Source organism: Pseudomonas guariconensis, from assembly GCF_024127895.1.
GTDB classification, from domain to species: domain Bacteria; phylum Pseudomonadota; class Gammaproteobacteria; order Pseudomonadales; family Pseudomonadaceae; genus Aquipseudomonas; species Aquipseudomonas guariconensis_B.
This window is the reverse complement of record NZ_JAMYBK010000012.1, coordinates 81,920-94,085: the sequence shown is the minus strand read 5'-3', so window position 1 is coordinate 94,085 and position 12,166 is coordinate 81,920. Positions and strand designations below refer to the sequence as shown.

11 protein-coding genes are annotated in these 12,166 nt (G+C 66.8%); 5 read left to right on the top strand and 6 right to left on the bottom strand.

Annotation, left to right across the window (positions count from 1 at the left end; genetic code table 11):
* Positions 1-167 precede the first annotated feature (167 nt).
* Positions 168-554, top strand: a complete 387-nt coding sequence (locus NJF35_RS14520) for a VOC family protein (RefSeq protein ID WP_225790097.1) — start codon at positions 168-170, stop codon at positions 552-554.
* Between the two features lie 74 nt (positions 555-628).
* Positions 629-1,198: a hypothetical protein gene (locus NJF35_RS14515; RefSeq protein WP_225790096.1), complete on the top strand. Its 570-nt coding sequence runs from the start codon at positions 629-631 to the stop codon at positions 1,196-1,198.
* 281 nt (positions 1,199-1,479) lie between these two features.
* On the opposite strand, the gene NJF35_RS14510 is transcribed toward NJF35_RS14515, so the two are convergent.
* From NJF35_RS14510 to NJF35_RS14485, 6 genes are all read right to left on the bottom strand, one after another.
* The gene (locus NJF35_RS14510) at positions 1,480-3,156 is read right to left on the bottom strand and encodes an MFS transporter (protein ID WP_225790095.1); all 1,677 of its coding nucleotides are present in this window, start codon (positions 3,154-3,156) and stop codon (positions 1,480-1,482) included.
* Between the two features lie 185 nt (positions 3,157-3,341).
* Complete coding sequence (locus NJF35_RS14505; RefSeq protein WP_225790094.1) at positions 3,342-4,007, bottom strand: phosphoribosyltransferase; 666 nt, start codon at positions 4,005-4,007, stop codon at positions 3,342-3,344.
* Between the two features lie 254 nt (positions 4,008-4,261).
* Positions 4,262-5,041 carry an alpha/beta fold hydrolase gene (locus NJF35_RS14500; protein ID WP_225790093.1) on the bottom strand — a complete coding sequence of 260 codons (780 nt, stop codon included), beginning with the start codon at positions 5,039-5,041 and terminating at the stop codon, positions 4,262-4,264.
* A 42-nt stretch (positions 5,042-5,083) separates the two neighbouring features.
* On the bottom strand, positions 5,084-5,500 hold the full coding sequence (locus tag NJF35_RS14495) for a VOC family protein (protein ID WP_225790092.1): 417 nt from the start codon (positions 5,498-5,500) through the stop codon (positions 5,084-5,086).
* Positions 5,501-5,586: 86 nt separating this feature from the next.
* The gene (locus NJF35_RS14490) at positions 5,587-6,513 is read right to left on the bottom strand and encodes an alpha/beta fold hydrolase (protein WP_225790091.1); all 927 of its coding nucleotides are present in this window, start codon (positions 6,511-6,513) and stop codon (positions 5,587-5,589) included.
* Positions 6,514-6,702: 189 nt separating this feature from the next.
* Positions 6,703-9,216 (bottom strand): UvrD-helicase domain-containing protein, encoded by a 2,514-nt coding sequence (locus NJF35_RS14485; RefSeq protein ID WP_225790090.1) that lies wholly within the window; start codon positions 9,214-9,216, stop codon positions 6,703-6,705.
* Between the two features lie 175 nt (positions 9,217-9,391).
* On the opposite strand from NJF35_RS14485, the gene NJF35_RS14480 reads away from it, so the two are divergent.
* From NJF35_RS14480 to NJF35_RS14470, 3 genes are all read left to right on the top strand, one after another.
* A complete protein-coding gene (locus tag NJF35_RS14480; protein ID WP_225790089.1) occupies positions 9,392-10,090 on the top strand; it encodes a pirin family protein in 699 nt (232 codons plus the stop codon).
* A 162-nt stretch (positions 10,091-10,252) separates the two neighbouring features.
* Entirely contained in the window at positions 10,253-11,116 is an 864-nt protein-coding gene (locus NJF35_RS14475) for a LysR family transcriptional regulator (RefSeq protein WP_225790088.1), read from the top strand.
* A 109-nt stretch (positions 11,117-11,225) separates the two neighbouring features.
* A complete protein-coding gene (locus tag NJF35_RS14470) occupies positions 11,226-12,143 on the top strand; it encodes an AEC family transporter (RefSeq protein WP_225790087.1) in 918 nt (305 codons plus the stop codon).
* Positions 12,144-12,166: the final 23 nt, after the last annotated feature.

Below are 12,166 nucleotides of genomic sequence, written 5' to 3'. Positions count from 1 at the left end.
CCCCCGGCAAGCCTGCTTGCGCAGGGACAGCGCCAAACTTCAGGATTGCGCTGTACCCTGTGGGCTTGCCAGCGATGGGCAGCAAAGCAGCCCCGCGATGGCATGGCAACACGAGCACCGGGCGTCTTTACTTGCAGGTAACTGCCCACAGGAAGGATGCATTGCCTATGAAGATCGTCGTCACCAGCATTCTCGTCGACGACCAGGCCAAGGCCCTGGCGTTCTACCACCATGTACTGGGCTTCGAGCCCAAGCACGACATTCCCATGGGCCAGCACCGCTGGCTGACCCTCACCTCGCCCAACGACCCCGACGGCGTCGAGCTGCTGCTCGAGCCCGACGTGCACCCGGCCGCCAAGGCCTTCAAGGCGGCGATCAAGCAGGACGGGATTCCCGCCACCTCCTTCGGCGTCAAGGACATCCAGGCCGAGTACGCACGCCTGTGCGCCGCGGGCGTTCATTTCACCCAACCGCCGACGGCCATGGGGCCGGTCACCGTGGCCGTGTTCGACGACACCTGCGGTAACCTGATCCAGATCGCCCAGCGACATTGAGCGACCACGCCAGGCGGTTCTTCCGCTACAGTGCCCTTTCCCGCCAAGAAGCGCAGCCACAATAAGGAAACCCAATGCGCTACGAATTCAGCGAAGTCCTCAACGACCTGGTCGATTACTTCCTCGTCGGCGACATCCAGTTGCTCGAACGCTTCAAGGAAGAGAACGACCTGCCCGACGACCTGGCCTACGAGTTCACCCACAACGACAGTGGCGACCAGGCGGTGCTCGCGGGCGTCGTCTTGCCCCTGGCCGGCATCGAGAACCTGCCCTACCGGATCATCTTCAGCCTGAACGAAGCCACCCCCGTCCTGCGCGAGGCCGGCAGCCGGCTGCAGCACCGCCGGGCTGGCTACCTGCTGCGGGTGGAGCATCGCACGCTGATGCTGTTCACCTGGCGCATCCTGCAGCACTTCACCAACAAGACCCTCGGCGACCTGCTGGCGCGCTACCAGCAGCCTGGGCGGCCGATCATCGAGCTGGACAACGGCTGGTACGAGGTCGAGGTGCTCGCCGGCGCGGTGTTGCGCGATGGCCTGTACGAACCGGCCTTCGAGTTCATGCTCAAGCGAACCGGCGGCCCTGGGGCCACCCGTGAGATCGACATCGGCTACCGCTTCAGCCTGCAGGACTGTTTCGACTGAACCGGTGTCTGGCAAGGGCTTGCCCTATGCCAGTCGGTTAACCAGGGTTTTGTCATTCTTGGGGCTGCCTTGCAGCCCATCGCCGGCAAGCCGGCTCCCACAGGGTGGCCGAGTCGACCACACATGATGCGGTTTGCAGGACCGTGTGGGAGCCGGCTTGCCGGCGATGGGGCGCGAAGCGGCCCCAAATGACAGATGACTACGAGGCCCCGCCGACCACATCACCTGTGATCGACGCAGCCCCTGTGGGAGCGGCGCCGAAGCGCCGCGGACAGCCCTGTTCAGGCGTGATGGATATCCCGGTCCTTGGTCTCCGGCAGGAAGAAGATGCCGAGGATCGCCGTCATCACCGCGATGACGATCGGGTACCACAGCCCGTAGTAGATATCACCGGTGGCCGCCACCATGGCGAACGCCACGGTCGGCAGGAAGCCGCCGAACCAGCCGTTGCCGATGTGGTACGGCAGCGACATGGAGGTGTAGCGGATGCGCGCCGGGAACAGCTCCACCAGCCAGGCGGCGATCGGACCGTAGACCATAGTCACGTAGATCACCAGGATGGTCAGCAGCAACAGCACCATCGGGTAGTGGACCTTGTCCGGATCGGCCTTCTCCGGATAACCCGCCTCCTTGAGGGCGTTGCCGAGGGTCGCGGTGAAGGCATCGTTCTGGGCCTTGAACGCCTCCGGCGCCAGGCCACTGCCTTCGAAACTCGGGATCACCTGCTCGCCGATGCGGACCTGCGCCACGCTGCCAGGTTCGGCACGTTCGTTCTCGTAGGGGATGGCACGCTTGGCCAGCAGGCTCTTGGCCAGGTCGCAGGAGCTGGTGAAACGGGCCTTGCCCACCGGGTCGAACTGGAACGCGCACTGGCTGGGGTCGGCGATCACTACCACCGGGTTGCGCTCCTGGGCGACGAACACGTCCGGGTTGCCGTACTCAGTCAGCCCCTTGAAGATCGGGAAGTAGGTCAGCGCGGCGAGGATACAGCCGGCCATGATGATCTTCTTGCGGCCGATGCGGTCCGACAGGCTGCCGAACAGGATGAAGAACGGCGTGCCGATCAGCAAGGAACCCGCGATCAGCAGGTTGGCCGCCTGCGGGTCGATCTTGAGCGTCTGCAGGAGGAAGAACAGCGCATAGAACTGCCCGGTGTACCAGACCACCGCCTGGCCGGCGGTGCCGCCGAGCAGCGACATGATCACCACCTTGAGGTTGTCCCAGCGGGCGAAGGACTCGGTCAGCGGCGCCTTGGACGCCTTGCCCTCGGCCTTCATCTTCAGGAACACCGGTGACTCGTTGAGCTGCAGGCGGATGTACACCGAGATCGCCAGCAGCAGGATCGACAGCAGGAACGGAATGCGCCAGCCCCAGGCTTCGAAGGCCTCGGTGCCCAGCAAGGTCCGGCAGGCCAGGATCACCAGCAACGAGAGGAACAGCCCCAGGGTGGCGGTGGTCTGGATCCACGAGGTGAAGAACCCACGCTTGCCCTTGGGTGCGTGCTCGGCCACGTAGGTCGCGGCGCCGCCGTACTCACCGCCCAGCGCCAGGCCCTGGAGCAGGCGCAGGGTGATGAGGACGATGGGTGCGACCACACCGATGCTCGCGTAGCTGGGCAGCAGGCCGACCAGCGCGGTGGACAGGCCCATGATCACGATGGTGATGAGAAAGGTGTGCTTGCGCCCGATCATGTCACCCAGGCGACCGAACACGATCGCGCCGAACGGTCGTACGGCAAAGCCTGCCGCGAAGGCCAGCAAGGCGAAGATGAAGGATGTGGTTTCGTTGACGCCGGCGAAGAAATGCTTGGCGATGATCGCAGCCAGCGAGCCATAGAGGTAGAAGTCATACCACTCGAATACGGTGCCCAGGGATGAAGCGAAGATGACCTTGCGCTCCTCCCGGGTGATGCCGCGTTGGGGCGCACTGCCCGTGGATGTGCTGTCGATTGCCGCCATGGGTTGCCTCCGTCTTGTTGTTTTCAGGCCGGAGTACCTTGCACGCAGTTGATCATCGCACCCTGGCCCTGGATTGACACTCGGTTGCGCGAAGCACGACGAGGCGTACCGCCCCGCATCGCAAAGCCTGTTGAAGCATAATCAGCTTTGCCGGGATATCCACCGCCCCCGGCCTGCGGCCTCCTTCAGGAACGTGACTGGCGCAGCAGCGCGACGACCTCCGTGTCGGTGGTCTGCTCGAACGTTTCGTAATGCAGGCCCACCGCGCGAAACGGCTCGGGCATCTGCAGGCACACCAACTCATCCACCAGGGGCCTGAGCCGCGCCACCGACTCCCAGGCACCGACCGGCGCGGCGAACAGCAATCGGGAAGGCCCAGCGGCGGCCAGCGCCATCAGCGCAGCGCGGGCGGTGTTGCCAGTGGCGATGCCGTCGTCCACCAGGATCACCTCCCGGCCAGCCACCTCAGGCAATGGCCGGTCACCGCAATAGACGGCGCGCCGCCGGGCGATCTCCGCCAGTTGCCGGTCGCGCTCGGCATCGAACCAAGCCTGGCTGGCACCGAACATGTCCATCACAGCCTGGTCGGCCACGCAGAATGGCGGGTTGCCTTCGGCCACCGCGCCGATGGCGAACTCCGCATTGCCCGGTGCACCGATCTTGCGCACCAGCACCACGTCCAGCGGTGCCTGCAAGGCCTCGGCGACCTCGAAGGCCACCGGCACCCCGCCCCGTGGCAGCGCCAGTACCAACGGCTCGCCCTGGACCTTGGCGCGCAACACCGCCGCCAGGGCTCGCCCGGCCTGGCGGCGGTCGCGGAAGGCGGGTCCATCCGGGAACGCGCGATTCATGGTTTCAGGCTCTCGCTGGCAAGGTGTGTTTTCGCATGGCCGGCACCTGTGGGGCGGTTTGCCGGTAATGGGCCGGCCCTGATATCCGGCAGACACCAGCACAACCCAGGATGTTCCTCCCGACAGTCAACGCCGTCGTCGCCCCGCAACGCCCAAATGCAGGGGAACCGCACCACGGCAAAGCCCTGAGCCGGCCTGAACGCCTGGTTTAGAGGGCCACGCCAAGGGAAAGGTCATCGCAGCCCATGGCCGTGTCAGGCCAGGAACCGGCCGATCGCCTCGAGCACCGCCGCTGGTTGCTCGCGGTGCGGCACATGCCCGCAGCCGGGCAGCAGTTGCATGACACTCGGCCCACCGGCCAGGGCGGTGATGCGCCGGGGGTGTGCGGGCGAGCCGAATTCATCCTGGTCGCCGTGCAGGCTGAGCAGCGGGCAGTGCACCCTGGGCAGCAGTGCATCCAGGCTCCAGCCGGCGAAGGCCTCGCTCAGCCAGGTGTCCACCCAGGCCCGCAGCACCCATTCGGCCTTGTCGCCATGGTACTTGCCCAGCCGCTGCAACTGCCCGGGCTCGGCGAACTGCCGTTGCGCGGCACGAATGCCGTCGAGGGTAAGGGGCTCGACGAAGGCCTGGGCCGACTCGCTGACCAGGCCCCGGCACTGCCCAGCGAAAGCCGCTGCGCAGCCAACGGCCATGCCACCGCCCACGCTGTGACCAAGGACGAGGAAGCCGTCGATGCCGAAATGACCACGCACGGCCGCGAAACCCTCGTGCGCCTCGGCCTCGACGAAGCCCGGGCGCAGATGGCCGGGATGGGCATCGGAACGGCCGAAGCCCAGCCGGTCGTAGGCGACGACCCGGCGCCCGGTGGCCTGCGCCAGTTGCGCGGGGAAGTCGCGCCACAACGCCACGCAGCCGAGCGAGTCATGCAGCAGGACGAAGGGCTCGCCCCGCGCCTGAGTGGGAGTCCAGACTTGGGCGAACAGCCTGCCCTGGGGGGTGCCTATCATGTGCTGGCTGACGATGAGGTCCTTCATGCAGTCTCCTGATCCCGGCGCCGCCGGGGTACTGGGCTTTCCCTATGGGCCGGCGGAGGGCCCCTTGAGCTCGACCTGGTTGCCATCGGGGTCGAAGCAGTACAGCGACAACCCCTCGCCCTCGGCACCGTAGCGTTTCTCGGCGGGCTCCACGACCACGCCCGCCGCGTTCAGGTAGCCGACCAGGGCTGCCTCGTCGAACGGCTCGATGCGCAGGCAGAAGTGATCGACATTGCGCCCCTCACGGGCTGCGGCTCGCCCACCTCGACGCCCCAGCGGGCCGTCGAGCGCCACCAGGTCGATCATCGCCGTGCCGGCGGCGAGGTGGATCATGCCCAGGTCGTCCCGCTGACGGCTCACCTGGCAGCCGAGCAGGTCACGATAGAAAGCGACGCTGCGCGCCAGGTCACTGACCCGCAGCACCACATGGTCGATGCGCTGGATGGTGAAAGGCCGCATGCGCAGTTCCTCCTTGCAAGGCACAGGGAAAGGCTTGGCAGCACCATAGCCTATCGGGCGCCGGCTCGACCAGCGCCCGGTCGCGCTCATTCGTTGACCAGGCGCTGCAACTGGCCCAGGTCGTGGCTGGCCAGCACCCGCAGGATCTGGTCCACCAGCGCCCTGTCCGGCGCCTCCAGGTGGAAATGATGCCCTCCGGGGTGCCAGGACACCCGGGCATGTCCAGGCAAGGCCGCGCGGCGCTGCTCGAAACCACTGCCCGCGAAGGCCCCCTGGCGGCCGAGCATCAGGTACAGCGGGCAGTTTATTTGCCTGAGCAGGTCGCAGGCTTCGCGCTCGGTCAGCGGCATGGGCTCGGGCAATACCAGGCGCGGGTCGTGCCGCCAGCAATAGCCCTCGCCCACCTGCAGCAGGTCACGCAGTGCCAGCAAACGTGCGGCCTCGTCCGACAGGTTGCCGTCGAGGCGGTTACGGCGTTGCTGCAGCGCGGTTTCCAGGCTGTCGAACTGGCTGCCGTCCGGCTCGGCGAAACCTTGCAGGCGGCTGCGCCGCACCAGACGCTTGAGGCGGTAGGCCCGGGCCAGGTGCTGCACCCGGTCATCCTCGGCAACGGTGAAGGGTACCCCCATGCCATCGAGGAAAATCATGCTGGCAATCGAACTGGACAACGCCGCCAGCACCGAGGCGATCCCCGTGCCCATGCCGTGGGCCAGCACATGGACGTGCGAAAGGCCCAGGCTGTCGAGCACCGCCAGCATGTCTTCGGCGTGCTCCCACAGGTAATAGCCGCTGTCGTCGCGGCGGTGATCGGAACGGCCGTGACCGACGAGGTCCGGGGCCACCACGAAGCAACCGTCGAGCAGTGGCGCCAGGCGCTCGAAGGAGGCCGCGTTGTCCAGCCAGCCGTGCAAGGCCAGCACCGGAACGCCATCCTCCGGCCCCCAGGTACGGACGGCGATCTCGATGCCATTGAGGTCAAGCAGGTGATCCTTGGGTGTCGCGGTCGAGCGCATGGGCATTCTCCTGGCCAGGGCCCGGCGCCTGCGCGCCAGGCCGGACATGCCGCCGCCCTCATGCCGGCGGCTACTACGCAGCGGACGTCCGCACGGCGTCCGGCATCCCACCTTCGCGCATGCGGCGGCGCGATGCTGGCCCCTCAACGACCGTCGCATGCGCGACACCGACCCCTGGCCACGACACGGCTACTGGCCGCGCAGGTCCTCGAAGAACACGTGCCGGCCATCGACCTGGGCCGAGGCGCGAAGCTGCCCCGCCTCGCCGCTGGCCGGCTCCACGTGCCAATAACAGTGCCTGGCCGCCCGGGTCACGGCCACGTAGGCCAGGCGTTGCACCTCTTCCTTCTGCGCCGTGTCGAACGGCTGGGCATCCCCGGCACGGCCAAGGCCTGCCTGGCGATAGACCTGGTTCTTGTACGGCGAACTGGTCAGGTACTGGCAGTCGCCGAGCATGAATACCGCGTCGGCCTGCAGGCCCTTGGCGCTGTGGTAGGTGAGCTGGCGCAGCCGGCGCTGATCCGGCGGCAAGCTGGACTCAGCTTGAAGAACCGAAACCAAATGCTCGTTTATCAACGATTTATCGCTTGTTTTTCGAAACAACATCATCACCGTCTCACCCTGCTGGTAATGCTCCATCAGGGTCTGGGCCAGCGCCGCCTCATCGCGCTCGCAAACCTTCACCGGCGACAAGGGCAGCTCGGCCGCCGGGCCGCTGGCCCTGGCCTTCTTGCCGGCGATGGCCGGCGCGCCCTTCACCAGGTGCTCGGCGGCCGCGATGATGTGCTGCTGGCTGCGGTAATTCTCCACCAGCATCACCCGGGTATTGGCCGGCGACGGAAAGGTCTTGGCGAATTCCATGAAGTACTTCGGCGAGCTGCCCCGCCAGCCGTAGATCGACTGCCAGTCATCACCCACGCACATCAACGAGGAATGCCCGGCGTTGCGCCCGACGTGCATAGCCGGGCCGCGTCGGCGGATCTCTGCCAGGCTCGCGCGCAACCAGCTGACGATCTGCGGCGAGACATCCTGGAATTCATCGATCATCAGATGCGCCATCGGGCGCAGCAGCGGGTCGGGCAACAGGCGCAGGTTCTCCGGGTTGTTCTCACCGAACAGGGCGAACATGCGGTTGTAGGTCATCACCGGTGGCGACTGGGCCAGCAGGTGCGCCTCCAGCGCCTGCCAGTACAAGGCCAGGGCCTCGAAGAACAGCCCGTCGCTGTCGCCTGGGGCAAAGCGCATCCCGGCCACGGCGGTGCCTACGTCCAGGCCCAGGTTCTCGATGAAGCTGGCCGCACTGACGAAGGCATCGAGCAAGGGCGCCGGCGCCAGTTCGCCCTTGACCTTGTACTCGAACCCCGGCCCGGCCACGGCATCGCCGGCCAGGGACGCGGCCAGGCGTTTTGCCGATGCGTAGTTTTCCAGCCATATCAAAGGCTTGTCGCAGAAAGCTTGAAACAGGGTGCGTTTCACCGCCCACTCCGCACGCACTCCAAGCCTGGCCCCTGGGCGCTGGTACTGCGCGCTCTCGGACGGGTCGAAGCCCAGCACCACCCAGGCGTCCAGGCCTTCCAGGCGGCCATGCACGTGAAAACGACTGCCGCGGATCTGCACGGTGTCGCGGCATGGCTCGATCCCCTTGATCGGCCAGGCGCCGGCGGCGAACCAGAGGTCCTCGATCAGGTCGCACAGCTCCTCGTCGCGTTGTGCGGCCAGCTGGGTCACCTGCACGCGCTTCTGCACGTCGGGGTGGTCCGGGTCCAGCGGCTTGAGCTGCAGGGCCTCACGGCGCATCGCCGCCACCAGTTCGGCGAAACGTGGGTTGCCTTGCAGCAGGTCGCGGTAGCAGAGGTTGAGCTGCTGACGCTGGGCGTCGTTCAGGCGCAGGTCGAAGGGGTTGCCCTCGGCGTTGGCCTCGTTGCCCGCGGGCAGTTCCTGGCCGAGGGTCTCGAACGCGCGCAACTGGCCGAAGCCCGGCAGGCTGCGCACCAGCGGCAGGATGCGCGAGTGGAAGGTGCGCACCAGCTCACGGGCCTGGGCTGGCGGCAGTTCGACTTGCCAGAGGGCGAAGACCTGTACCAGGCGCTTGATGAAGTCCTTGCGCGATTCGCGAGTGAAGGTCACCACGGTCATGGCGTCCAGCTCGAAGCCCAGGTAATGGCGCAGCAGCAGCAGGCGCAGCACCAGCGAGGTGGACTTGCCCGCCCCCGCGCCAGCGACCACGCAGGTGGACGGCGTATCGCTGAAGATCAGCTTCCATTGCGCCGCGCTGGGCTGTGCCTGGGCGGGCAGGCGCTGGGCGACGTCGGCCTTGAAGCGTTTCTTCAGCTCGGCACTCAGCGGCAGGCGCCAGTCGTCGAACAGCGCGTCGTCCTGACCGGGGACTGCGGCGCTGTCGGGCCGCACGTCGCGGATCACCAGCACCTGGCGCCCGGCCTCGTAGCCTTCCGCCCGGCCACGCTCGTAACCTTCGCGCAGGCCGTCGGCATGGCCACTGCGCTGGCCGGTGGCATGGCCGAGGAACCAGGAGTCGCGGTGCTGTGCCCGCAGGCGGGTCAGGCCACGGCCCAGCAGGCGCGCGGCCAGGCGGCGGAACCAAGGCAGTTGGGCCGGTGGCGTCAACTCAGCCGAGGCTGGGGGAAGCTCGTGGGGCACGGTCACTCCATTGCAGGTCGAATCAGCAGGCCATGTTCGCCGCATCTGCAAAAAATCGCCAGCGAATGCTTGAGGATCAGGGGATTAGGCGATGAATCGCAGGGAGTATCGCACCTTTATTTATCTATTAAATAGATAATATAAAGCCGATATTTACGCTTATTTTCGATCTTTCATTAGCGCATCATGGCGTCATTCCACCCATTCAAGGAGCACGATCATGCTGCAACTGCGACCGTTCGAAAGCCTCGGCCACGCCAACCATGGCTGGCTCGACGCCCATCACCACTTCTCCTTCGCCGAGTACTACGACCCGGCTCGCATGCACTGGGGCAACCTGCGCGTGTGGAACGACGACCTGATCGCCGCCGGCAGCGGCTTCCCACCGCATCCGCACCGGGACATGGAGATCGTCACCTATGTCCGCGAAGGGGCCATCACCCACCAGGACAGCCTGGGCAACAAGGGCCGTACCGAGGCTGGCGATGTGCAGGTGATGAGCGCTGGTACCGGCATCGTCCACAGCGAGTACAACCTGGAGAAGGTCGACACGCGCATCTTCCAGATCTGGATCGTCCCCGAGCGGGTCGGCGAAGCACCGTCGTGGGGCACCCGGCCGTTTCCCAAGGGCGAGCGTGGCGAGGGTTTCGTGACCTTGGCCAGCGGCCGGGCCGGGGATGAAGACAGCCTGCGTATCCGTACCGACGCACGCTTGGTGGCGGCCACCCTGCGGGCCGGGGAAAGCGCCGAGTACCGCTTCGATGCCGAACGCCGGGGATATCTGGTGCCGGCCAAGGGGCTGGTGGAGGTGAACGGGGTGCGGGTCAAGGCGCGGGATGGCTTGGCCATCGAGCAGGAGCCGGTGTTGAAGGTCACGGCCGTGGAGGATAGCGAGATCGTCCTGGTGGATGTGGCCTGATCCGGGGGCGACAGGGCTTGCCTTTGGCGGGCAAGCCCGACCCTACAGGGTACCCGTTGGGCTTTCGGGCGCTTGTTCTCTGCAAGACAACGCAGCCCTGTCCTTGCCGCCCACCGCCCGAAGCCTGTAACGTGCCGCCACCCCACCCCGGAGGCCGTTCGCATGTCCCTCAAAGCCCTGCGCACCCTGGTGACCATCGCCCGCCACGGCACCTTCGCCCGGGCTGCCGACCTGCTCAGCCTGACCCCTTCGGCGGTAAGCCTGCACATCAAGACCCTGGAAGACGAACTACAGGTCACCCTGTTCGACCGCAGCCGCCGCCAGGTGGCGCTGACCGAGGCCGGGCAGTTGGCGGTGGCTCGCGCCGAAAGCATCCTGGCGGCCTACGACGAACTCGCCGACGCCCTGGCCAGCGGCCCGAGCCTGCGCGGGCGGCTGCGCATCGGCGCGATCCATACGGTACTGGCGCGGCGCCTGCCCAAGGCCCTGGTATGGATCAAGGCCCATCACCCACAGCTGCACATCAGCGTCGCCTCGGGGATGTCGGCGGAGCTGGCGCGGCGGGTCGAGGACGGCGAGTTGGATGCCGCGATCACCACCGAGCCGGTCAGCCCCTACCCCCAGTGCCTGCAGTACACCACCTTGTTCGAGGACCGCTTCTGGGCGGTGGCCAGCACCGAGCTCGCCGGCCAGAGTCTGCCGCAGTTGCTGGCCAGCCAGCCGTTCCTGCGCTTCGACAAGCGCGCCTGGGCCGGCCGGCAGATCGAGCAGGAACTGCGCCGCCAACACCTGCAGGTCAGCGAACAGATGGAGCTGGACAGCCAGGAAGCCCTGGCGCGCATGGCCGCCATGGGCCTGGGCGTGGCCATCATTCCCATGGCCGACGATGACCTGGAACGCCTGCCGCCGGCGATCCGCCTGCCCTTCGGCGAACCGCAGCTGACCCGTCGGGTGGTGCTGCTGGAACATGAAAAGAGCCAGCGCCGGCACCTCAGTGCCGTGCTCGGGGCAGCCCTGGCGAGCTGATCCCCCTCGCGACCATGCAGTTTTCCTCAATAGTCACTGCAGAAAACACCGTTTTTTCCCATCGTTGCTCAGCGGTAGTCTGTGCCAGACCCGACAACGGAATGCCGCCATGCTCCACCTGCTGCTGACCACCCTGGTGCCCATCATCCTGCTCATCGCCCTGGGCGCTTTCCTGCGCACCCGCCATTTCCTCGCCGACACCTTCTGGCCCGGCGCCGAGCGTCTGAGCTACTACGTGCTGCTACCGTCGCTGTTCCTCCACGGCCTGGCCACCGCCAACCTCGACGGTGTGCCGGTGCTGGGCATGGTCGGCGTGCTGATGCTCTCGACCGTGCTCGGTGCCGCCCTGCTGGTGCTCTACCAAGGCGTGGTGCACCACGATGGCGCCGACTTCACCTCGGTATTCCAGGGCGGTGTGCGTTTCAACAACTACATCGGCGCCACCCTTGCCGCCGGGATCTACGGCAGCGCGGGCATCGCCCTGGCGGCAGTGGCCAACGCCGCTATCGTGCCGCTGGTCAACCTGCTCTGCGTGCTGGTGTTCGCCCGCTTCAGCGCACGCCACAGCTCACCGCTCACGGTGCTGCGGGCGATCTTCGCCAACCCGTTGATCGTCGGTTGCGCCGGCGGCCTGTTGTTGCGGGTGAGCGGGCTGGGCCTGCCGGCGGGGCTGGAACCGACGGTCAAGGCATTGGGCCAGGCCGCCCTGCCCCTGGGCCTGCTGTGCGTCGGCGCGGCGCTGGGCGGTGCGCGCCTGGGCCATCAGGTGCGGCCGCTGGCGGCGGCCTCGGCGTTCAAGTTCCTGGTCCTGCCAATGACAACCTGGGGCCTGTGCCGCCTGCTCGGGCTGGGAGGCCAAGCAGCCGTGGTGGCGGTGCTGTTCCAGGCGTTGCCCACGGCGTCGTCATCCTACGTCATGGCCCGGCAGATGGGCGGCAACGCCCCGCTGATGGCCACCATCATCGCCTTGCAGACCATGGCCGCGGCCATCACCCTGCCACTGGTGCTGGGCCTCATGCTCGATTGAAGCCATGCGGGGCACTAGACTGA